Below are 20,461 nucleotides of genomic sequence, written 5' to 3'. Positions count from 1 at the left end.
CCCTGGTGCAGGCCGCCGCGAGCGATCCGGTGCTTCGCGATGGCCTGCTGCCGGAGGCCACCCCGTCGCCCTTGCGTTCCTTGGTGGGTGCCCTGCCGGGCGGGGTGCTGAGCGGTGTGGGTCAGGTGCTCGATCAGCAGGTGCTGCAGCAACTGCGCAGCAGCCTTGAGCAGCTCACGGCCCTGGTGCAGGCCCAGCCCTACTTGCTGGGTGATCAACTGAGCCTGGCGGATCTGGCCGTGATGGCCCAGCTGTCCTTGATCAAGTTCCCCAGCTCCGCCGGGAGCCCCCTGGCGGGACGCGGGGTGGCGGGGCTGGCCGACGATCCCCGTCTGGAATCCCTCTGGCTCTGGCGCGATCGCCTTGGCCTGCAGCTGGGACGTCCCTAGGGCTGCCGCTCGAGCAGCAGCGTTCCACTCCAGCTGCGCTGGGCCTCGGCCCGGAGTCCATCAGCGGGGGAGCCGTAGCTGACCTGCCATTGGCTGGCTTCGATGCGATCGGCATCGATCCGGGCGTAGCGGCTGAGGGTCTCCACTTGGCTGACCCGCGGGTCCCCGGGGCCATGCAGCACCTGCAGGCTGAGTTCATCCGCCAGAAATTGCTCCTGGGGTTGCTGCTCGCTGCGGCGGCCGATGACGGTGGACTCCAGCGACTGATCCCCGCTCAAATCCGCCAATTGACGGTTGGGGTTCTGCGGATCGTTGCGAACCCGCTGCAGCTGATCGCCCAGCAGGGCGCGACCGACGGACCCGGCATTGAAGGCGCGATCGCCAACGATCCGCCCGGCGTCATCTTTGACGAAGCGCACGGCGTACTGAATCTCAGGCTCCGCGCCGCTGAAATCGCGGCTGGTGGCGCTCCAGTCCCCTTCAAACCAGGCGGGATAGATCAGATCGCGTCGCCCAGGCCGCGGCAGCGGCGCTGGCAGGCTCCACTGCGGCCAGTTCTCCAGGCGTTGTTCCAGGGTTGAGGCCGCCACAGCGGGGAGGCTTCCGCTCAGCAGCACCAGCAGGATCAGGGCGAGCGGCATCGCTGGGCACGTGGCAGGCTGCCTGTGATCCTGCCGCCTGGACGGCCCGATGTCCGATCCCCTGATCCGCGAGCTGGACCACTACGTGGTGCTGGAGCCAGGGGCCCCCCAGCAACTGCTCACAGCCGAGGAGACCTTGGCTTGGTTGGAGCGTCAACTGCACTCCCTCGAGGCCATTCCCGAGGACCTCTCAGGCCTGAGCTCGACGACGGATCAGGCCCAGCGGCTCCTGGAGACGGCCTGTGAGTTGGAGCTCCAGCCGGGGATCACGGTGCAGTGGTTTGCGATCCGCCTGGAGCCACCCGGGGCATCCAGTTAGTTGATCGAGGTTCCCACCTCGCCGGCGTCACTGGTGACCTGCAGTTGCCCCAGGGGCGGTGCCTTGCGCTCCTTGATGATCGAGGGCAGCGCCTCAAGGATTTGCTGGACCACCTGTTCGGCCGGACGTCCGTCCTGAAGGATCTGTAGATCGGCCTGGGCGTAGAGCGGGCGGCGCTCGGCCATCAAGCTGGCGAGGCGTTCGGCGCGGTCCTCCGCTTCCATCAGGGGCCGGGGAGTTGGGTCGGCCTCGAGGCGCGCCAGCAGGATCGCGTCGGGGGCATCCAGCCAGATCACGACCCCTTGGTGCAGCTCGCCCCAGTTGGCCGGTTGGGTCACGACACCGCCGCCGGTTGCCACCACGAGGGAATGCCAGGAGGCGATTTGGTTGAGCACCGCCGACTCCAGGGCACGAAAGCCGGTCTCGCCCTCGCTGGCGAAAATCTCGGGAATCGAGCGCCCCGCCACCTGTTCCAGGCTGGTGTCGGCGTCCAGGAAGCGGTAGTCCAGGGCCTCGGCGAGGTGCCGGCCCACGCTGCTTTTGCCGCTGCCCATCATCCCCACCAGATAGAGGTTCAGGCCCTCCAGTCGCTGCCGCAGCTGGACTCGGGTGTCCTCCATCGGTTCGCCATCGCAAGCACCAACATTCTTAAGATGCGACCAACCGTTACTCGCTGTCATGACTCCGCCAGTGATGGCGGCGCCTCCGGCGAGCCCGGTGTCCGTCGTCTCCTCTGCCCCCCACGGTCAGGGCCGGCCCTGCGTGATCACGCGCCGGGCCACCTTCAGCTCCAGTCATCGCTATTGGCTGCCTGAGCTCAGCCCGGAGCAGAACGCCGCCCAGTTCGGGCCCTGCAGCCTGGCCCCGGGCCACGGCCACAACTATGAGTTGATCGTCGCCATGGGTGGCGGGCTCGATGCCAACGGCATGGTGCTCAACCTCTCGGACGTGAAGCACGCCATCCGCGAGCAGGTCACCGCCCAGCTCGACTTCCGCAGCCTGAACGAGGCCTGGCCGGAATTCGATCTGAGCCGTCCCGAGGGGATCCTGCCCACCACCGAGGCCCTGGTTCTGGCCATCTGGAAGCGCCTGGCGCCCCACCTGCCCCTGATGGGGCTCCGTCTTTACGAAACCGACAAGCTCTGGGCCGATGTGCTCGGCGATTCCATGGAAGCCTTCCTGACGATCCGCACCCACTTCGCGGCGGCCCACCGCCTGGCCCGACCGGAGCTGAACTTCGAGGAGAACACCGCGATCTACGGCAAGTGCGCCCGGCCCCATGGCCACGGCCACAACTACCTGCTGGACATCACCGTTCGGGGTGCCATTGACCCCCGCACCGGCATGGTCTGCGACCTCTCGGCCCTGCAGTCAGCGGTGGATGAGCTGGTGGTGGAGCCCTTTGACCACACCTTCTTGAACAAGGACGTCGAGCACTTCTCCAGCACGGTTCCCACGGCGGAGAACATCGCGCTCCATATCGCCGATCTGCTTCAGGCCCCCGTGGCGGCCCTGGGGGCTTCGCTCCACAAGATCCGTCTTCAGGAGAGCCCGAACAACGCCGCTGAGGTGTTCGCAGAGGTTCCCCAGTTGGGCATGAACCCCCAGGCCCTCGAAGCCCTTGCCGGCGCCTGAGCTTCGGCTGGTTCTGGCGATCAGCCTGGACGGCCGGCTCGCCCCCGCCGCTGGTGGTGCGGCCCAACTCGGAGGAGCGGGAGACCGCCGCGTCCTGGAGGAGGCCCTGGCTTGGGCGGACGCTGCCCTGGTCGGCGGCAGGACCATCCGCCAACACGGCTGCACCTGCCTGATCCGCGATGCCGACCTGCTGGAGCAGCGTCAGCAGCAGGGGCGGCCGCCCCAACCCGCCGTCCTGGTGGTGAGTCGCCAGCTCAGCTGGGATCCAGACCTGCGCCTGTTCCAGCAGCCCCTGCAGCGCTGGCTTCTGGGCCCAGGGGAGGCGGCCCCCTCAGGTTTTGACAGGTCCTTGCCGCTGCAGAACTGGCCGGCAACCTTGGCGGCCTTGGCCGCCGTTGGTTTGGAGCGCCTGCTTGTCTTGGGGGGCGCTGAGTTGGCCACGCAGCTGCTGGCCGAGGGACTCGTGGATGAGTTGCAGCTGACCCTGGTGCCTCAACTGCTGGGAGGACCCCATGGCTGGGTTCAGTCCGATGGGGCCCTGGAGGCCAGTGCCTGGACGCTCTTGGAGCAGCGCTGCTTGGGCGGCGACGAGCTGCTTGTGCGCTACCGGCGCGCCTGAGCCTTGAGGCTGTTGAAGCGCTCGGCTAGGTCCCGCAGCGGCAACTTGCCAAAGGTCTCTGGCGAGAGCCCCAGCATCCGTCCCGCGCAGCGCTTGACCACCACCTCGAGGTCATCCCCAAAGCGTCCGGCGAGCAACTCGCTGATCACCCCCAGGCTGCGGCCGCTGGATTGGGTCTCAGCCACGAGGCAGCGGCTGGTGGGGGCGGCCAGGGCCTGGCAGGCGGGGGTGAGCCGCTCGATCAGGCTTCTGTTGCCCATGGCGCTCCAGCGCAGGCAGGCCTCGCTGATCTTGGCTTCGACCTGCGGGCGCATCAGGTTGAGCACGGGGCTGAGCAATCCGGCATGGCTGGGTGCGCTTAGGGCGCCGATGGTCAGGGCCGTAGCCGTTAGCGTTCTGCCCGCTGCCCGCCCCCTGGTTCTGAGCTGATGGCCGAGCTCACTGTTCGCTGGCACCGTTCGATTGAAGAGATCCCCGAGGCGCATTGGCAGGCCCTCACGGAGGCGGCTGGGCTCCCCTTCTACTCCTGGCGCTGGCTGGCTGGCCTGGAGCGCTCCGGAAGTGTCGCGCCTCGCCAGGGTTGGCAGCCCTGTCACCTGAGCCTCTGGCGCGGGGAGCAGCTGATCGCCGTCGCTCCGCTGTACCTCAAGGGCCACAGCTACGGCGAGTTCGTCTTTGATCAGTCCTTTGCGGAATTGGCCGCCCAGCTGGGCCAGCGCTACTACCCGAAGTTGCTGGGCATGAGCCCCTTAAGCCCCGTGGTGGGCTATCGCTTTTTCACCGCGGCCGGCGAGGACGCTCAGCAGGTCACCGCGCTGTTGATGCAGTGCATTGATCGTTTCTGCGCTGAGAACCAGATCTTCAGCTGCAACTTCCTCTATGCCGATCCCCAGTGGCAGGCCCTGGCGGAGTCGGCGGGCTGCGCCATTTGGTTGAACCAGCAGAGCCTCTGGACCAACCAGAGCTATGGCTGCTTCGACGACTACCTCGCGAGCTTCAACGCCAACCAACGGCGCAACATCAAGCGCGAGCGCAAGGCCGTGGAGCGCGCCGGGATCACGGTGACGGCCTTAGCGGGGGAGGAGCTGCCGGCCGCGATGCTCGAGCGGATGCACCACTTCTATGCCCAGCACTGCGCCCGTTGGGGGCCTTGGGGGAGCAAATACCTCACAGAAGCCTTCTTCGATGAGGCGGCGGCGGAGCTGCGGGAACACCTGGTGCTGTTCAGCGCCCATCGGGGCGATCCCCACGATCCGGTGGCGATGTCCCTTTGCGTGCACTCCGGCCAGCACCTATGGGGCCGCTACTGGGGCAGTGACGAGGAGATCGACAACCTCCATTTCGAGGTCTGTTACTACGCCCCGATCCAGTGGGCCATTGAGCGCGGCATTCAGCGTTTTGACCCTGGCGCCGGCGGCAGTCACAAGCGCCGCCGCGGCTTTGTTGCCCGCTCCCATGCCTCCCTGCACCGCTGGTACCACGAACCCTTTGATGCCATCGCCCGGCGCTGGTTGCCGGAGGCCAATCGCGAGCAGCTCAGTCAGATTGAGGCTGTGAATGCCGAGCTCCCCTTCACGGGGGCGACGCGATCCCTGACGGATTCCGCTGCGTAGCATCCGCCCATGAGCCCGTTTTCGCTAGAGCAGCGCCGCAGCCTCGACGAGGGGCTCTCCCAGCGCTTCATCGCCCTGGATCCCGCCGGTTATTTCCTGATCAAGATCGACCGCGAGGCGGGCGAGTTGATCGCGGAGCACTACAGCAATGCGATTGACGAGCGCGGGCTAGCCACCGATCCCGACACCGGCGAGGTGATCAGCTGCAAAGGCGCGGGTCCCCGCGCTGCCGTGGCGGTCTATCGCGGCCGCAGCGCCAAGGAGTTGGGCATGGCGCTGACGGAAGGGGAGGGTCCCCATCCCTTGAGTTGCCTGGATCACGCCCTTTATCTGGGCCGTGAATTGCAGAAGGCGGAGCAGGCTCTCGAGAGCGGCGACACCTACATCCAGGACTAGGCCGGCTGCAGTTCTCGCGTTGGTGTCGAAGGGCTGTTAGGGGGCTCTGGCGGCAGGGCGGCCAACTGCTCTTGGATCTCCTGGGTGACCACGGCGCGGTACTCCATGAAGTGTTCGTTGTGGGCGAGCACCACCAGGAACTGCTCGAGCACCGCAGGGTTCTTCTGGGCGACCTCCAGCAGGGACCGCCAGAAGCGCAGGCGAGTGTTGCGCTTCACGCCCTGACGCCAGAGCACGATCAACAGGGCGCGCACATCGGTCCAGGCGGGCAGTGTGGCTTTGCCAAAGGTGGCGGGCACGAATTCCTGCCAGCGCGGCTTGCCCATCTTCAGGTAGTAGTGCTTAACCCGGTCGATGTAGGCGTGGGGCTCGTACAGGCGACAGAAGGCGTCGACGTACTCGTTGGCGATGTCGCGAATCGGCCGGGTTGGCACGAAGTTCAGCAGGTTGGTCTGGTTGACCCCCTTGGCGTCGGCCTTTTCTTGGATCAGCCGGCCTTCCTTCTCCAGCCGGTGCCAGAGTCCCGTGTTGGGTAGGGCCTGGAGCATCCCCATCATTGCGGCGGGGATGCCGGTGCGGGTGACGAACTCGACGATCCGATCGCCGGCTCCGGTCTTCTCGCCGTCGAAACCGATGATGAATCCGGCCATGACCCGCAGGCCGTAGGAGTTGATCCGGTCCACGGCTTCCTCGAGGGAGCTGCGGGTGTTTTGGTGTTTGCCGGCCACCGAGAGGCTGGCCTCATCGGGGGTCTCAATGCCAAGAAAGACCGAGTCGAAGCGGCACTCGGCCATCATCTGCATCAGCTCTTCATCCGCCGCCAGGTCAACGGAGGCTTCGGTGGCAAAGCTGAAGGGGTAGCCCCGCTCGATCTGCCATTGCTTCAGGGCCGGCAGCAGCAACTTGGCGTTGCGCTTGTTGCCGATGAAGTTGTCATCCACCAGGAAGATCGAGCGCCGCCAGCCCAGGTCGTAGAGGGACTGGAGTTCGGCGATCAACTGCTCAGGGGTCTTGGTCCTGGGCTTACGGCCATAGAGAACGATGATGTCGCAGAACTCGCACTGGAACGGGCAGCCCCTGGAGAACTGCACGCTCATCGAGTCGTAGGCGTCGAGCTTGAGTAGGTCAAAGCGCGGCACCGGTGTGCTCGTGACGTCCGGCTTTTCGCCGTTGGCACTGAAGCGTCCGCCGGCTTCACCCTTCTCGATCGCCTCGATGAACATCGGCAGGGTGATTTCACCCTCATCGAGCACTTTGAAATCCGCCAGGCCCAGTTCCGGCGCGTCAGGGGTGGAGCTGGCGAAGGGGCCGCCGACGGCGACAGGCAGACCCCGCTCTTTGGCCTTGGCGATTTGAGCGGCCATGTCGGCCTTCTGCACGATCATCCCGGAGATGACCACGAGCTCAGCCCACTCCCAGTCGGCCTCGCTGACTTCTTCAACGTTGCGGTCCACCAGCTTCATGGGCCAGTGCTGGGGCAGCAGCGCCGCCACCGTCACCATCCCCAGGGGTGGCAGCAGAACCTTGCGGTTCACGAGCTCGAGAATTTTCTCGTAGCTCCAAAAGGTCTTGGGAAACTCGGGGTAGATGAACAGAGTGTTCATGCCGTTCGGTGGTCTCCAGTGAGATGCGTGGAACGGCTGCCCCCTAGGGGACATCCGATGAGTTGGCGACCAGCCTAGGCCGAGTGACCAGGGGGCGGGCTGGTTTCTGCTCTAATAGCGCTCAGTTGAACGCACCGAACCATGGGCCCCGTGATCTATCTCGCACTGGTCGGCGGCGGTTTGGTGGCGGCTGCAGCCATCTCCTTCGTGCTGCGCGGCATCAAGCTGGTCTGAGCCGCATCCTGCGGTTCCGCAGGAGCTCCCAGACCCCAAGGGCAGCCCCAAGGCTGCCAAGCACGGCGAGGCAGCTCCAGAGGCCTCCAGGCAGCGTTTCTGTGAGGAACGCTGCCGCCAGTCCACTGAGTCCTCCACCCCCCAAAAAGGCAATCTGACCAAGGCCTGCCATTCGTCCCCGGAGCACCTGGGGAGCATGCACTTGGATGATCAGATTGGTCCCCGCCAAGAGGCTGGCGGTGCCGGCTCCGATCAGGAAGGCCATGGCCAAGCCCCAGGCGAGTGCTCCTTGCTGGGCTAACCCGATTTGGGCCAGTGCCGTCAGCAGGGTGGTGCTGCCCAGAAGCCAACCCGGGCGCGCGCTGATTGCAGCGGCGTTGCGCTGGAGCAGGACCCCGCCGCAGATGCTGCCGCAGGCCAGAACGCTGGTGAACAGACCCAGGGCCATTGGGCTTGGTCCCAGGAGCTCAAGGGCCATCAGTGGCGCCAGCCCAGGGTGGAAGAAGCCCACTAGGCAGGCCGCGGCGGTGAAGCTAAGGACGTGGCGCAGGCTGGCACCGCACTCGCGCCAGGCCGTGAGCAGGTTGGCCGCTTGGCCGCCCTGACTGCGGCGTTCCTGCTCGCGATGGGGTGCCATCAGCCAGAGCAGGGTGAGGATCGGAAAGAGATAGGTGGCCGCATCCAGGCTGAGGGCCAGGGTGGGTCCGGTGGCCGCCAGCAGCAGTCCCCCCAGGGGCGGTCCCACCAATTTGCCGACGTTGAAGATCACCGAGAAGCTGGCGAGGTAGGGACCGAGTTGTTCGGGCTCGTCCACCAGCAGGGCGACGTATTTGTTGCGGGCCGTCAGTTCGTAGGTGCTCGCGATTCCAATGCCCAGGGTGCTGAGCAGAAGCAGCAGGTCTTGCTTGGGACCCACCGTTAAGGGAATGGCGATGGCACCGAGCACCGCTGCGGCGAGCAGGGCCCATTGGGCGCGGATCAGGACCCGCTCACTGCCGAGTCGATCGGTGAGTACCCCGGCCGGGCCGCTGATGACCAGGGTCGGCAGGGTCAGGACGGCGAAGTTGAGCGCCAACAGAAACGGGTTGCCGGCACCCTCCATCAGCAACCAGCCTTTGGCGGTTAGCCCGGCAAAGGAGCCGGCGGTGCTGATCCCGGAGGCCAGTAAAAACGTGGTGCGTTGATGCCGCGTGAGGCGTCCTTGCAGACGCTTCAGTCCCTTTTGAATCAAGAGTGAGCCCGCTGCATCGAGAGGGCGTCTTGGACCATCGCCTTGGCTCCCACCACCTCACCAATTAGGTCGTAGGTGTCCGCGGCGGTGATGCGCACCGGGACCATCGTTCCGGGGGCAGCGCAGAGCCCGCCTTCACCGGGCATCACCCGCACTTCGCCATCCACTTCGGGGGCAAAGCGGGCGCAGCGACCAATCATTTCGCCGCTGCTGGGGTTCTCCTGTTCGATCAGGACATCTACGATCCGCCCCACCCAAGCGGCGTTGCGCTCGGCGGCAATGGGCTGCTGCAGTGCCATCAGGCGGTCCTTGCGCTCAGCGGCGATCTCCGCGGGCACCTGGTTGGGCAGCTCGGCCGCGGGGGTTCCCTCCTCGGGCGAGAAGGTGAAGACCCCCACATGGTCGAAGCGTTGCTCGGCCACGAAATCCAGGAGGTGCTGGAACTGCTCCTCGGTTTCGCCCGGGTATCCGACGATGAAGGTGGTCCGCAGCACGGCGTCCGGGAGTTGCTCGCGAATGCGCGCCAGCACACCGTTGGTGACATCGGCTTGCCAGGGGCGATTCATCGCCCGCAGGACATCCGGGTGGCTGTGCTGCAGCGGTAGATCCAGATAGGGCAGGACGTTGGGGACGTCCCGGTAGGCCGCCAGCACCTCAGGGGTGAGCCCCGTGGGGTAGGCGTAGTGCACGCGGATCCAGGGAATCTCCACCTCGCCGAGGGCGCGCAGTAGCTCGGCTAACTGGGGCTTGCCGGCGAGATCAAGGCCGTAATTCGTCGTGATCTGGCTGATCAGGACCAATTCCTGCACGCCCTGGGCTGCCAGTTGGCGCGCCTCGGCAACGATGCTCTCGATCGTGCGGGAGCGCTGGTCGCCGCGCAGGTGGGGAATGATGCAGAAGGCGCAGCGGTAGTCGCAGCCCTCGGCCACCTTCAGGTAGGCCACCGCCTCGCTGGTGGTCCGGTAGCGGGGCAGGTTCTCGTCGCCCACGAAGGTCGGGTTGGCGCTGACCTGATTCACCCGCTCGCCGGCTTCGACCCGCTCGAGCACGCTGACGATGTGTTGGTAGTCGCCGGTGCCAACGATGGCCTTGGCTTCCGGCAGGCTCTCGAGCAGTTCCTCTTGGAAGTGCTGGGCGAGGCAGCCGGCAATGATCAACTCCTTGCCCTGCTCGGCCAGTTCCACCAGGGTGCGAACGGACTCTTCCCGGGCGTCCTGAATGAAGCTGCAGGTGTTGACGACCACGACGTTGGCGTCGGCTTCATCGGCGCTGACCCCGTAGCCGGCCTCTGCCAGCAGCCCGAGCATGTGCTCGGTGTCGATGCGGTTCTTCTCGCAGCCGAGATGCGCGAACGCCACGGTTTTGCCAGTGCTTGGTCGGGCGCTATCGGTCATGGAGGAGGTCAAGAAGGTCGGCCGCGCGCTGGCCAATCCCTAACCCTACTGATCAGGATCCCTGCCACAATTCCTCCAACGTCAGGAGTCCTGCGCCGTGAGTTCATCGCGCCTGAGTGAACGTCTTGGAAGCCAGCGCCGGCGCGGCGATGGCGGCAAGCGTTGGGTGCGGGTCGTGATGGCCGTTCTGGCCACCATCGGTGTGATTGACACCGGCTCGATCACCCTGAGCAAGTGGGGCTTGATCGGCAATCTCAGCTGCAGCTCAACGGGCCTGTTTGGCTGCAATGGCTGCGAGAAGGTGCTCTCCAGCGCTTGGGGTTCGCTGTTTGGACAGCCCCTGGCCCTCTTTGGGCTGCTGGGCTACGGCGCCGTCCTGTTGATGGCCGTCGTTCCCCTCGTGCTGCAAGGGGAGTTGCGGGTGAGCCTGGGACAGCGCAGCTGGTGGGGGTTGTTTCTTCTGAGCACCGGCATGGCGGTGTTCAGCGCGGTGTTGCTGGGGGTCATGGCCTTTGGCATACGTGACTGCTGCCCCTTCTGCATCCTCTCGGCCGGCCTGAGTTCAGCGCTGTTTGTCCTCAGCCTGATTGGTGGTGATTGGGAGGACCGCGGCCAGCTGATCTTCAGCGGCGTCATTACGGCCCTGTTGGTGGGCGTTATTGGTTTGGGTTGGGCGGCCTCCGTGGGGCGTCCGGTGGTGGATTCCGCTCCAGGTGTCTCCCCTCCGGTGCGCAGTGAAAGCGGGCCGGCACAAATCGCCTTGGCGGAACATCTGACCGCCAGTGGCGCGAAGATTTACACCGCCTACTGGTGCCCCCACTGCCATGAGCAGAAGGAGCTCTTTGGTCGCCAGGCCGCCGAAAAGCTGACGGTGATCGAGTGCGCTCCCGATGGCCGCAATAGCCAGCGCGAGCTGTGTGAGGCCAAGAAGATCGAGGGCTATCCCACCTGGGAGATCAATGGCCAGCTCGATTCCGGTGCTAAGCCCCTGGCCAAATTGGCCGAGGCCAGCGGCTACAACGGACCGCCCCTTCAGTAAGCGTTAATCCGCCAGGGCCTCAGTGCTGATGCTGAGCCCCTTTCGCTGGATGCTGTGGCGCCGCCAGAAGGGCTGCCTGGCTGGGGCGTCGACGCGGAAGTGACCGCCGCGACTTTCGGTTCTGAAGAGGGCTGATTCCATCAGCAGGGCCGCCACGGTGGCCCGTTGCTTGAGGTCATGGGCCTTGGCCAGCCAACGGACCTGCTCTTGAGACAGCTGCAGAGCTTGGTCGTGCCCCAGTGTTTGGACGGCCTGCAGGAGGGGTTGCCCGCTGAGCGCGCCCTCAAGCTGCTGGCAGGCCCGGTAGCCCGCAAGCAGTTCGTGTCCGTTGCGCTCCACACCGGCTCGCCGCCAGCAGAGGCGTCGGAGCTCCTCGGTCTGCAGCTCGATCGCCTCGAGGCTGATGGGCGGAAGGTCCGTCATGGCCTTGCCAGGCAAGGGCTCTGGCCTGGCAAAGGGGGCTGGGGACAGTTCGATGTCCCGCAGTTGCCTGGCGTAGACCAGGCATTCCATCAGGGAATTGCTGGCTAGGCGGTTGGCGCCATGGACGCCGCTGCTGGCCACCTCCCCAACGGCGTAGAGGCCAGGGATGGTGGTGGCTGAGCGGGCATCGGTGCGCAGGCCCCCCATGCAGTAGTGCGCTGCTGGGGCCACGGGGATGGGGGCCTCGGTGGGTTCGAGGCCCAACTCGCGGCAGCGCCCCAGGATGGTCGGGAACTGCCGCTCCAGCTTGCTGGTCCCGACGGGCCGCAGGTCGAGCCAGAGGTGAGGGGTCTGCCGCTCCCGCATCCGCTGGACCAGGGCCCGGCTGACGGCATCCCGCGGCGCGAGATCTCCGCCGCTGAGCTGACTGACGGGGCTCTCCCCTTGGTCATCGACCAGTCGCGCGCCCTCGCCGCGCACCGCCTCGGAGATCAGGAAGTGGGGGGCCCCCGGCAGCATCAAGGCCGTCGGGTGGAACTGAACAAACTCGAGATCGCGGACCGCCGCGCCGGCCCGCCAGGCCATGGCAATGCCGTCGCCGCTGGCCTGTTTGGGGTTGGTGGTGTTGGCGAAGAGGTGCGCTGCCCCGCCGGTGGCCAGCACCACCGCCCGGGATTGGAGCCACTCCACCGTGCCGTCCACCAGCACTTGAAGGCCGCGGCAGTGGCTGTCGCTGATCCAAAGCTGAAGTGCAAGTCCCCCCTGGATCCGCTGCAGGCCCGGCCGCTGAAGCACCTTGCGCTCCAGGGCATCCACGAGTGCTCCACCGGTGCGGTCTTGGGCATGCAGGACCCGCCGGTGGCTGTGGGCGGCCTCCAGGGTGGTGCTCAGTCCGCCTTCATGGCGGTCGAAGTCCATGCCCAGCTCCAGGAGTCGCTCGACGCAGGCCGGCGCCTCGCGCACGAGCAACTCGACCGCGGGCCGATCGCAGAGATCTCCGCCCGCCTTGAGGGTGTCCTGCAGATGGCTCGCGAAGCTGTCCTCAGGTCGCGTGACAGCCGCGATGCCCCCCTGGGCCCAGCGACTCGCCGAGCGGGGGGCGCGATCTTTGCTCAGCAGCAGGATGCTGAGACCTTCCGGTAATTCGAGGGCTGCCATCAGGCCTGCGGCACCCCCGCCCACCACGATTACGTCCCAATTGGAGGGAATGGACGGCATCAGGCCTGGACTGACTGAGGCAACAAAAAAGCCGTCGGGATGGCCCGACGGCGGTCACCGGCTGCGGAATCTAGACCTCAGCTGAGCGCTTGAAACGCTCAGGCAATCAACGGTATTGGCCGTCGTTGATCCGATCGAAGCCTTCGTTGAGGGCGATGGACGCCGGGGTGACAGTGAAGTTGCCCTTGTACTTCTCCACCAGTTCCTTCTGGCGATCGGTCAGATCGAGGCTGAACAGATCGTCAACACTGTTGTAGGGGCCACCCAGGACGATCTTGCCGGCCAGGGTGGGGTACATCCCAGGGAAGGCTTGGAATCGACGGACCGAGCAGTTGTTCAGGTCGATCTTGTCGCCGCGCTCTGAAATCTTGTCGTCTGCGACGTTGCGCAGCGAGTCGGCCTGAGCGGCGGGGGCGATGATCAGGCTGAGGAGCAGGCCGGCCATCAGCACTCCACTCATGAGCCACGAAACCAGCCGTTTCATTGATAACTCCGTCTGAACGGGAACCACAGGGAGAGGGCTGCTAGGCAGCCAGCCCTGCAAACCTACAAGCAGCGGTCCTCGCGGCTGTGCCCTTGCGTTGAGGCTTTTGCAGTTCTTCAGATCAGCCCACTCCAGTGGGGTGACCAGAGGGCTGCAGCGAGAAAAAGTCCATCCACAGCAAGGGTTGTCGCCATGGCGGCCGCGGCGACTCTCCAGGCGCCATCGGGATGGTGCCAATAACGGCGGCAGAGGTTCAACAGCACCACACCCGCCAGCAGGGTGACCCCCAGGGGCATGGGCTCCAGCACTCCAAGGGCCGCCTGATGCAGCAGGGCGGTGGCCTGATCGATGGGTGCACTTAGCACTTCGGTCCAATGGCGCATGACACCGGTCACGGCCATCACACCGTCGGTGGCTGCGGTTCCCACCAAGGAGGCCAGGTAGAAGCTGGCCGCGAGGCGCCAGCGGGTGCTGAGTCCCCCGAGGGCCAGGGGCAGGGCGAAGGCCTCAATCGGCAGATGCCAGAGGGGATGCAGGCGGCACCAGCCCCAAAACAGGCACCCCCCAAGCCAGCTGCCGCTGAAGCCCACCAGCAAGCTGCCGGTACTGCTCAACCGTTGGTTGGGGTGCTCCGACAGGGCGATCCCCAGGAACAGCAAGGGGGCCGTGAAGAGCGCCGCAGAAAAGGGTGCCAGGCGCACCCAGGGGGCCTGAAGGAAGACCGGCAGGGCCACCAGTAGGCAGCCAGATAGCCAAAGCCCCCAGCCTTTTGCCTCGGAGCCACGGCTTGGCGTTGCCTGGGTCAGCGTCCCTGTGGTGAGGCTGGGCTGCACCCCGAGCACAACGCCTGTAACGAAAGGTATCCAACCTTAAAGGGTGCGCGGCTTCTCAAGGCTTCCCCCCGCGCATAGGGTCTGGCCTGATCCTTGCTGCCCTGCCGTGACCACCCTTCCCCCCACTGAGTCGCTGGGGGTCTTGGAGGCCTGTTGGCGTTTTTTGGTTCTCGGTGTGGTGCAGGGCCTGACGGAGTTCTTGCCCATCAGCAGCACGGCGCACCTGAAGGTGGTGCCGGTCCTGCTCGGCTGGGGTGATCCCGGCGTGGCGGTGACCGCGGTGATCCAGCTGGGAAGCATCGCTGCGGTGATTGGCTTCTTCCGCGAGGACCTCAAACAGGTGATCCAGGCCTCCTGGCAGGCCTGGCGTGCTCAGCGTTGGGAGACCCCTGAGGCGCGCTTGGGGCAGGCGATTCTTTGGGGCACCCTGCCGATCCTGGTGGCGGGCCTGGGGATCAAGCTCTTTGTTCCGGACTTTGATCAGTCCCCGCTGCGCAGCCTCACCTCCATCGGGATCGTCTCGATCGTGATGGGCCTGCTGCTGGGGCTGGCGGAGCGTTGGGGCAGCCGTCGCCGCGTTCTCGGCGATGTCGAGCTACGGGACGGCTGGCTGGTGGGCCTGGCCCAAACCTTGGCTCTGATCCCGGGTGTCTCCCGCTCGGGCAGCACCCTGACGGCCGCGCTGTTTGACGGCTGGAAGCGTTCGGAAGCCGCCCGCTTTTCCTTCTTGCTTGGGATTCCGGCCATCAGCCTGGCCGGTTTGGTGGAGCTCAAGGATGCGTTTTCACAGCCAGCGGCCGGCGGGGCCCTGCCGCTGCTGGTGGGCATTGCCTCTTCGGCGGTGGTGTCTTGGCTGGCGATTGCCTGGCTGCTGCGTTTTCTGCAGAACCACAGCACCTGGTGGTTTGTGGGCTACCGCGTCTTTTTTGGTCTGGGGGTGATCCTTTGGGCTGCCCGCAGCATCGCCTGATCCAGCTGCGTCTCAGACTGAAGGCAGGTGTGCAGTAGCGGCCTGTGTGGAATGAGCCTTCGGCCGGGGTGGTCCTCGCCGAGACAAATGGAGAGGTCAGGCTTCCCGCTCCCGCGGTGGTGGATCGCGTCGAGCCGGACTCCATCGGCGATGAGTTGGGGATCCAACCGGGTGATCGCCTGCTGAGCATCAACGGGGTGCGCCCCAGGGATCTGATTGACCTGCAGTTTTTGGTCGGAGAGGAAGAGCTCTGCCTGGAGGTGCAGGACCCCGATGGCAGCGTGCATCGGGTGGAGCTGGAGAAGGATGCCGATGAGGGCCTCGGTCTGGCTTTCACCGAGGCGCTGTTCGATGGCTTGAAGCAGTGCAATAACGCCTGCCCCTTTTGCTTCATCGACCAGCAGCCCCCGGGCCACCGACGCAGTCTCTACGTCAAAGATGACGACTACCGGCTGAGCTTTCTCTACGGCTCCTACCTCACCCTGACGAACCTCTCGGCTGCGGATTGGCAGCGGATCGAGCAGCAGCGCCTCTCGCCCCTGTTCGTCTCGGTGCACGCCACCAACCCGGAGCTCCGTTCCCAGCTGCTGGTGAACCCCAGGGCGGCGTTGCTGCTGGAGCAGTTGGCTTGGTTCCAGCAGCGGCAGCTGCAGATCCATGCCCAGGTGGTGGTCTGCCCGGGCCGCAACGACGGCGAGGCTCTCGAGCAGACCCTCAGGGATCTCTCGGATTTCGCCGGTGGGGAGTGGCCAGCGGTGCTCTCTGCCGCCGTGGTGCCTGTGGGCTTAACCCGTTATCGGCCCGATGGGGATGGCTTGGTGCCGGTGGACCGGTCCTGCGCCCAGCGGGTGATCGCTCAGGTGGAGGCCTTGCAGGAGGGATTCCGGGAGCGCTTCGGTAGCCGTTTCGCGTGGCTCTCGGATGAGTGGTATTTGATGGCGGGCTATCCCCTGCCGGATCGGGCCGACTACGAGGACCTGCCCCAAGAGGGCAATGGGGTGGGGAGTATTCGCTCTTTTCTGGAGGCGATGGATGAGGCCACCAGCGATCTGCCGGCTGCCCTGGCGGCCCCCAGGCGGGTGAGTTGGGTGGTGGGGCAGTTGGTGGCAGAGGCCCTGCAGCCGGCGGTGGACCGTCTGAACCAGGTCGAAGGCTTGGAGGTGTTGCTCAAGGGGCTGCCGAGTCCCTACTGGGGTCAGGATCAGGTCGTAACGGGGTTGCTCACTGGTTCGGACCTGCTCGAGGGCTTGGAGGGCGCGGAGCTGGGTGATGAATTGCTGTTGCCTGCTGTAATGCTGCGTCAGGGTGAACCGATCTTTTTAGACGACCAACCCTTTGAAGCCGTTGCGGCGCAACTCAAGTCCCCTGTGCGCCTGGTGCATGGGGCGGACGACATCGTGGCCGCCTGCCTGGGCGACTGAAGACTGATTCATTAAAGTCTGGTCAGATTTATTTGTCAGGGTTTTTGGTGGGTCGCTTATTTCGCTCAATTGCTGCGGCCACTGGTTTCTCCCTGTCCTTAGCCACTCCGCTGGCCGCGGCAGCCGCTGATGAGGCTGCAACTGCTCCTCAGGCAGCCCCCAAGTTGGAGCTGATTGATCCCCCGCCGATGCCTCTGCCTTCGGCGTTCAGCACCAAGGGCCAGCGTCCGAAGTCCAACCCGACGGTGCTTCCTCCGGCTGCCACCAAGCTCGACCCAGCGCTTCAGCGGCTGGCAGCCCCGGCAACCCTGGCCCTGCCGGATAAAGCTGATCAAGTCAAAATCATTGAGCTCCGCCCGCTCTCACTCCAGGACGTGGAGAACCTGGCGGAAGTCAACAACCCCAACCTCAAGGCCGTCGCAAGCCGAGTCGATCAAGCGCAGAGCAGCCTCAGGGCAGCCATTGCCTCCTGGTACCCGAATTTTGACTTTTCTGCAGGGCAATTTCCAGCGTGGACTTATGGACGTGCGTACAACTATCTGAACTCCATTGGTTCCACCACCGAAGGCGGTGACACCACAACCAATCGCTGGGCAGCTACGGCAAACCTTGGCTTCAACTGGGATCTGATTAATCCCCAGCGGGTTCCCCAGGTGAGCGCGGCCCGTGATGCGTTTGAGCAGGCAAAGAACACCTACCTGATTGCCCTCCGAGATCTGCGTCTGCAGGCATCTCAGGCGTATTTTCAGCTCCAATACAGTGATGACAACGTTCGGATTGGTCAAACCTTCGTTCAAGCTTCTCTGGTCAGCCTGAGAGATGCCAGGGCTCGCTACCAGGCCGGAGTGGCGACCAAACTGGAAGTTCTCGAGGCTGAAACCCAGCTCGCGCGTGACCAAGACCTTCTGACCGAGTCCTTGGCAAATCAGGCGAATGCGCGACGGAATTTGGCGCGTTTGCTTGATCTTCCGCAAAACATCACTCCGACGGCCAAGCAACCCCTGCGTCCTGTAGGGGTTTGGCTGCCTTCTCTTGAGGAGAGCATTTTGGGGGCCTATGCTTTTCGCGAAGAGCTTGATAATGCACTTTTAAGTATCTCCGTCTCCAACAGCAACGCAAACGCTTCTTTGGGTGCTGTCCAGCCGTTCTTGAGCATTGTCAATAACTTTGTGACGGGCCGCACTTTTGGCTACGCCGGACTGAACCCTGAGTTCGGTTCTGTTGAGAGTGGTCAAACTTGGTCAGCAGACAACACGGTCGGTCTGAATATGCGCTGGTCGATCTTTGATGGTGGTCGCGCCCGGGCGCAGTACCGCCAGTCCAAGCAACAAGCCCAGGAAAACGCATTCCGTTTCGCCGAGACCCGTGATCGGGTTCGCTACGAGGTCGAGCAGAGTTTCAACAATCTGCGGGCTGATACGCGCACGATTCAGACCACATCACGCGAGGTGCTGTCCTCCCGGGAATCGCTCCGCTTGGCTCGCCTTCGCTTTCAGGCCGGTGTGACCACCCAGCGAGAGGTCGTTGATAACCAGCGGGACTTGACTCAGGCACAGCTGCGGTATGCAAGAGCTCTCGCTGACTACAACAACGGTCTTTCGGAGTTGCGCCGCCGCACTGGTCTTGATCAGATCGGCATCTGCAAGCCCCCCAAGCTCTCGGCGATCAAGCCGCTTGAGGACGAGACCTACACCGTTCCTGTCCCACCTGAGCCCCTGCCGCCAGCCTGCTCCGCCCCCTACCCGGCGGCGAAGAGCTAGGGCTTAGTCCGACTAACGTCAGTGACCAGCTGAGCGACTGCAGCTGTCTCTTCCTCTTCCTCGTCTAATCCGTCTGGGGTTGTTCCAGGGGTGCCTGGGCTGTCTGGCGGTGATCTTTGTCGGGATGCTCAACCGGGTGATGCTCACGGAGCTGGGTTTCCCTGGGCTGCTGGTGGGTGGTGCCCTGGCCCTTGAGCAGGTGGTGGCCCCGGCGCGCATCCTGTTTGGACAGATCTCCGATAGCCGGCCCTGGGCAGGCAGACACCGCACCCCCTACATCTGGTTGGGTTCGGCTCTCTTCTGCAGCCTGGCGGTGCTGTTGATCCCGCTGATTTTCCGCCTGCATGCCGCCTTCGGTTCAGGGGATGCTGGGGCGATTACGGCTGGGATTGCGTCGATCTGTGCGGTGGTGGCTTGCTACGGCCTGGCGGTCTCGCTGGCGACGACGCCCTACCTAGCCCTGGTGATTGACCTGACGAGCGAGGAGGAGCGCCCCCGCGCGGTGGGTTTGATTTGGTGTCTGCTCACCGTTGGCATCGTGGTGGGTGCGATTGCCACCAGCATTTGTTTGAAGGGGCTGGATGGGGTGAGTGACCCAGCGCTGCTTGAGCCAGCGCTCTTCCAGTTCTTGGCTCGCGTGGCCGTGGTGGTGTTTGCCCTGACGGTCTTTGCCACCTGGGGCGTGGAGCCCCATGCGAGTGAGCGGGCGATTAGTCGCTCGGAGGACCGTGAGGATGCGATCACCCTCGGGGATGCCTGGCGTCTGATCACCTGCAGCCGACAGGTGCTGGTCTTTTTCTGCTTCCTGCTGGCGTTCACCTTGGCGGTCTTCCTCCAGGACCCGATCCTGGAGAGCTACGGCGCGGAGGTGTTCGGTCTGCCGATCGCTGCTACGGCTTCCTTGAGTGCGGTTTGGGGGTGGGAACCCTGCTGGGCTTGCTGCTGGCCGGGCTCTGGTTGGTTCCCAAGCTTGGGAAGTTCAGCGCGGCTCGGCTGGGCTGTCAGCTGATCCTGCTGTCGCTGCTGCTCTTGGCTGGCGTCGGGGTGCTGGCTGATCCGAATGCATTGCGGATCGTGCTGTTTCTGTTCGGACTGGCGACAGGGATCGGAACCAATGCCACCTTGGTTTTGATGCTGGATCTCACCCTTCCTGCTGTCGCTGGCACCTTTGTCGGTGTCTGGGGCCTGGCCCAGGCCTACTCACGGGCGTTGGGCAAGGTGATGGGTGGTGGTCTGTTGGATGCAGCACGCTGGGTGTTGCCTGAGGCACCAGCGCATGTGGCCTATGGGCTGGTGCTGTCGTTTGAGGCGTCCATCGCGGTTCTGGCCTTGGTGCTGTTGAGCCGCGTCAGCCTGAAGCAATTCCGGGCTGATACAGCCGGCAATCTCGATCGTGTTCTCGCTGCGGAGCTGGGGTGACGATGCTTTCTCTTGCGATGCCAGAAGGCTTGGAGCAGCTGGGGCTACTGCTGGATCAGGTGGCAGAGCGACAGCGACAGGACTTTGGCCAGCTGGATTCCGAAGCCAAGGCCGATGGGAGCCTGATCACAGCCTGTGACCGCTGGAGCGACGCCACCTTGGTCAAAGGCTTGGCTGAGCTCTATCCCGGTGAGGGTGTGCTGAGCGAGGAAGGAAGTCAGTCGGTTCCGACCTCGGAGGCCTATTGGGTGGTGGACCCCCTCGATGGCACGACCAACTTCGCGGCGGGGATTCCCTATTGGGCGATTTCCCTGGCCCGCTTTGAGAACGGTGTCCCGGTGCTGGGGGTGTTGGACGTACCGCCCCTGCGTCAGCGGATCGTCGCGATTCGAGGCGGTGGAGCCTGGCGTAAGGACAAGAAATTGGGTGCCCCTTCGGCCCGTAATCAGGTGGCCGGTTGTGCGTCGCTTTGCAGCCGCTCGATTGGGGTGCTGCAGAAGCTTCCGAATCAGCGTTTCCCTGGGAAGATTCGGCTGCTGGGGGTGGCCAGCTTGAACCTGGTGAGTGTGGGGATGGGGCAGACCATCTCGGCCTTGGAGGCCACACCGAAGATTTGGGACCTGGCTGCCGCATGGCTGGTGCTCCAGGAATTGAATTGCCCGATGGATTGGCTGGTGCGGGATCCGGCTCAGCTCAGGCCCGGCGAGGATCTAAGTGAGGCCAACTTCCCCGTGCTGGCGGCGCGCAACGCGGAGACCCTGGCGCGCTTCAAGCCCTGGGCGGACGTTCTGGTGGGCCGCGTTTGACGGGATGGGGGTT

Annotated in this window: 21 protein-coding genes and 1 pseudogene; 13 read left to right on the top strand and 9 right to left on the bottom strand. The window is 64.8% G+C overall.

Annotated elements, in window-relative coordinates; translation table 11 throughout:
• Window positions 1-389 (top strand): glutathione S-transferase domain-containing protein (locus CB0205_RS0100860; RefSeq protein WP_029626005.1); only part of this gene is annotated, 389 nt, incomplete at its 5' end.
• Here the strand turns inward: CB0205_RS0100860 and CB0205_RS0100855 are convergent.
• Window positions 386-1,030 carry a DUF6816 family protein gene (locus tag CB0205_RS0100855; protein WP_010313209.1) on the bottom strand — a complete coding sequence of 215 codons (645 nt, stop codon included), beginning with the start codon at window positions 1,028-1,030 and terminating at the stop codon, window positions 386-388. The two genes, CB0205_RS0100860 and CB0205_RS0100855, sit on opposite strands and share 4 nt — an antisense overlap.
• A gap of 49 nt (window positions 1,031-1,079) precedes the next feature.
• Between CB0205_RS0100855 and CB0205_RS0100850 the strand changes: the two genes are divergently transcribed.
• A complete protein-coding gene (locus CB0205_RS0100850) occupies window positions 1,080-1,349 on the top strand; it encodes a chlororespiratory reduction protein 7 (RefSeq protein ID WP_010313207.1) in 270 nt (89 codons plus the stop codon).
• Here the strand turns inward: CB0205_RS0100850 and CB0205_RS0100845 are convergent.
• Window positions 1,346-1,969, bottom strand: coding sequence for a shikimate kinase (locus tag CB0205_RS0100845; RefSeq protein ID WP_010313205.1), 624 nt, complete (start codon window positions 1,967-1,969; stop codon window positions 1,346-1,348). The genes CB0205_RS0100850 and CB0205_RS0100845 overlap by 4 nt on opposite strands.
• A 58-nt stretch (window positions 1,970-2,027) precedes the next feature.
• Here CB0205_RS0100845 and CB0205_RS0100840 point away from each other — a divergent pair, with 58 nt between their 5' ends.
• Together CB0205_RS0100840 and CB0205_RS0100835 are read left to right on the top strand one after the other, a co-directional pair.
• Window positions 2,028-2,984 (top strand): 6-carboxytetrahydropterin synthase, encoded by a 957-nt coding sequence (locus CB0205_RS0100840; protein WP_083797880.1) that lies wholly within the window; start codon window positions 2,028-2,030, stop codon window positions 2,982-2,984.
• The gene (locus CB0205_RS0100835; RefSeq protein WP_010313201.1) at window positions 2,971-3,603 is read left to right on the top strand and encodes a dihydrofolate reductase family protein; all 633 of its coding nucleotides are present in this window, start codon (window positions 2,971-2,973) and stop codon (window positions 3,601-3,603) included. The genes CB0205_RS0100840 and CB0205_RS0100835 overlap by 14 nt, the downstream gene beginning before the upstream one ends.
• Here CB0205_RS0100835 and CB0205_RS14070 read toward each other — a convergent pair.
• Window positions 3,588-4,058, bottom strand: coding sequence for a hypothetical protein (locus CB0205_RS14070; RefSeq protein WP_232197207.1), 471 nt, complete (start codon window positions 4,056-4,058; stop codon window positions 3,588-3,590). The genes CB0205_RS0100835 and CB0205_RS14070 overlap by 16 nt on opposite strands.
• Here CB0205_RS14070 and CB0205_RS0100825 point away from each other — a divergent pair.
• Window positions 4,032-5,216 carry a GNAT family N-acetyltransferase gene (locus CB0205_RS0100825; RefSeq protein ID WP_010313197.1) on the top strand — a complete coding sequence of 395 codons (1,185 nt, stop codon included), beginning with the start codon at window positions 4,032-4,034 and terminating at the stop codon, window positions 5,214-5,216. The two genes, CB0205_RS14070 and CB0205_RS0100825, sit on opposite strands and share 27 nt — an antisense overlap.
• Before the next feature lie 9 nt (window positions 5,217-5,225).
• Window positions 5,226-5,612, top strand: a complete 387-nt coding sequence (locus CB0205_RS0100820) for a DUF4346 domain-containing protein (protein WP_010313196.1) — start codon at window positions 5,226-5,228, stop codon at window positions 5,610-5,612.
• Here the strand turns inward: CB0205_RS0100820 and CB0205_RS0100815 are convergent.
• The gene (locus tag CB0205_RS0100815; protein ID WP_010313194.1) at window positions 5,609-7,216 is read right to left on the bottom strand and encodes a B12-binding domain-containing radical SAM protein; all 1,608 of its coding nucleotides are present in this window, start codon (window positions 7,214-7,216) and stop codon (window positions 5,609-5,611) included. The two genes, CB0205_RS0100820 and CB0205_RS0100815, sit on opposite strands and share 4 nt — an antisense overlap.
• Before the next feature lie 141 nt (window positions 7,217-7,357).
• On the opposite strand from CB0205_RS0100815, the gene CB0205_RS14065 reads away from it, so the two are divergent.
• Complete coding sequence (locus tag CB0205_RS14065) at window positions 7,358-7,450, top strand: hypothetical protein (protein WP_010313192.1); 93 nt, start codon at window positions 7,358-7,360, stop codon at window positions 7,448-7,450.
• On the opposite strand, the gene CB0205_RS0100805 is transcribed toward CB0205_RS14065, so the two are convergent.
• Together CB0205_RS0100805 and rimO are read right to left on the bottom strand one after the other, a co-directional pair.
• Window positions 7,437-8,681, bottom strand: coding sequence for an MFS transporter (locus tag CB0205_RS0100805; protein ID WP_010313190.1), 1,245 nt, complete (start codon window positions 8,679-8,681; stop codon window positions 7,437-7,439). The two genes, CB0205_RS14065 and CB0205_RS0100805, sit on opposite strands and share 14 nt — an antisense overlap.
• Complete coding sequence (rimO, locus tag CB0205_RS0100800) at window positions 8,678-10,075, bottom strand: 30S ribosomal protein S12 methylthiotransferase RimO (RefSeq protein WP_043705136.1); 1,398 nt, start codon at window positions 10,073-10,075, stop codon at window positions 8,678-8,680. The genes CB0205_RS0100805 and rimO overlap by 4 nt, the downstream gene beginning before the upstream one ends.
• Before the next feature lie 97 nt (window positions 10,076-10,172).
• On the opposite strand from rimO, the gene CB0205_RS0100795 reads away from it, so the two are divergent.
• Window positions 10,173-11,114 carry a vitamin K epoxide reductase family protein gene (locus CB0205_RS0100795; protein WP_010313185.1) on the top strand — a complete coding sequence of 314 codons (942 nt, stop codon included), beginning with the start codon at window positions 10,173-10,175 and terminating at the stop codon, window positions 11,112-11,114.
• Between the two features lie 3 nt (window positions 11,115-11,117).
• Here the strand turns inward: CB0205_RS0100795 and nadB are convergent, their stop codons facing one another.
• The 3 genes from nadB to CB0205_RS0100780 all read right to left on the bottom strand — a co-directional run bounded on the left by nadB (window position 11,118) and on the right by CB0205_RS0100780 (window position 14,081).
• Window positions 11,118-12,755, bottom strand: a complete 1,638-nt coding sequence (gene nadB / locus CB0205_RS0100790) for an L-aspartate oxidase (RefSeq protein ID WP_010313183.1) — start codon at window positions 12,753-12,755, stop codon at window positions 11,118-11,120.
• Between the two features lie 106 nt (window positions 12,756-12,861).
• Window positions 12,862-13,239 carry a photosystem II complex extrinsic protein PsbU gene (gene psbU, locus CB0205_RS0100785; RefSeq protein ID WP_010313181.1) on the bottom strand — a complete coding sequence of 126 codons (378 nt, stop codon included), beginning with the start codon at window positions 13,237-13,239 and terminating at the stop codon, window positions 12,862-12,864.
• 116 nt (window positions 13,240-13,355) lie between these two features.
• Entirely contained in the window at window positions 13,356-14,081 is a 726-nt protein-coding gene (locus CB0205_RS0100780) for a DUF3120 domain-containing protein (protein WP_010313179.1), read from the bottom strand.
• 97 nt (window positions 14,082-14,178) lie between these two features.
• Here CB0205_RS0100780 and CB0205_RS0100770 point away from each other — a divergent pair, with 97 nt between their 5' ends.
• The 5 genes and pseudogenes from CB0205_RS0100770 to CB0205_RS0100750 all read left to right on the top strand — a co-directional run bounded on the left by CB0205_RS0100770 (window position 14,179) and on the right by CB0205_RS0100750 (window position 20,448).
• Window positions 14,179-15,042 carry an undecaprenyl-diphosphate phosphatase gene (locus CB0205_RS0100770; protein WP_010313177.1) on the top strand — a complete coding sequence of 288 codons (864 nt, stop codon included), beginning with the start codon at window positions 14,179-14,181 and terminating at the stop codon, window positions 15,040-15,042.
• Window positions 15,043-15,086: 44 nt separating this feature from the next.
• Window positions 15,087-16,463: a TIGR03279 family radical SAM protein gene (locus CB0205_RS0100765; protein ID WP_010313176.1), complete on the top strand. Its 1,377-nt coding sequence runs from the start codon at window positions 15,087-15,089 to the stop codon at window positions 16,461-16,463.
• Between the two features lie 374 nt (window positions 16,464-16,837).
• Window positions 16,838-18,223, top strand: coding sequence for a TolC family protein (locus CB0205_RS0100760; RefSeq protein WP_232197205.1), 1,386 nt, complete (start codon window positions 16,838-16,840; stop codon window positions 18,221-18,223).
• A gap of 124 nt (window positions 18,224-18,347) precedes the next feature.
• Window positions 18,348-19,642 (top strand): annotated as a pseudogene (locus CB0205_RS14060) (BCD family MFS transporter).
• A gap of 2 nt (window positions 19,643-19,644) precedes the next feature.
• Window positions 19,645-20,448: an inositol monophosphatase family protein gene (locus tag CB0205_RS0100750; protein ID WP_029626003.1), complete on the top strand. Its 804-nt coding sequence runs from the start codon at window positions 19,645-19,647 to the stop codon at window positions 20,446-20,448.
• The last annotated feature ends 13 nt before the right edge of the window (window positions 20,449-20,461 follow it).

It is taken from the genome of Synechococcus sp. CB0205 (assembly GCF_000179255.1).
GTDB lineage: Bacteria > Cyanobacteriota > Cyanobacteriia > PCC-6307 > Cyanobiaceae > Vulcanococcus.
The sequence above is the reverse complement of the archived record's forward strand: the minus strand, read 5'-3'. Positions and strand labels throughout refer to the sequence as shown.

Coding starts and splice junctions, on each gene's coding strand:
- CB0205_RS0100855 (WP_010313209.1), bottom strand. CDS start 1,030: ATGCCGCTCGCCCTGATCCTGCTGGTGCTGCTGAGCGGAAGCCTCCCC.
- CB0205_RS0100850 (WP_010313207.1), top strand. CDS start 1,080: ATGTCCGATCCCCTGATCCGCGAGCTGGACCACTACGTGGTGCTGGAG.
- CB0205_RS0100845 (WP_010313205.1), bottom strand. CDS start 1,969: ATGGAGGACACCCGAGTCCAGCTGCGGCAGCGACTGGAGGGCCTGAAC.
- CB0205_RS0100840 (WP_083797880.1), top strand. CDS start 2,028: ATGACTCCGCCAGTGATGGCGGCGCCTCCGGCGAGCCCGGTGTCCGTC.
- CB0205_RS0100825 (WP_010313197.1), top strand. CDS start 4,032: ATGGCCGAGCTCACTGTTCGCTGGCACCGTTCGATTGAAGAGATCCCC.
- CB0205_RS0100820 (WP_010313196.1), top strand. CDS start 5,226: ATGAGCCCGTTTTCGCTAGAGCAGCGCCGCAGCCTCGACGAGGGGCTC.
- CB0205_RS0100815 (WP_010313194.1), bottom strand. CDS start 7,216: ATGAACACTCTGTTCATCTACCCCGAGTTTCCCAAGACCTTTTGGAGC.
- CB0205_RS14065 (WP_010313192.1), top strand. CDS start 7,358: ATGGGCCCCGTGATCTATCTCGCACTGGTCGGCGGCGGTTTGGTGGCG.
- rimO (WP_043705136.1), bottom strand. CDS start 10,075: ATGACCGATAGCGCCCGACCAAGCACTGGCAAAACCGTGGCGTTCGCG.
- nadB (WP_010313183.1), bottom strand. CDS start 12,755: ATGCCGTCCATTCCCTCCAATTGGGACGTAATCGTGGTGGGCGGGGGT.
- psbU (WP_010313181.1), bottom strand. CDS start 13,239: ATGAAACGGCTGGTTTCGTGGCTCATGAGTGGAGTGCTGATGGCCGGC.
- CB0205_RS0100750 (WP_029626003.1), top strand. CDS start 19,645: ATGCTTTCTCTTGCGATGCCAGAAGGCTTGGAGCAGCTGGGGCTACTG.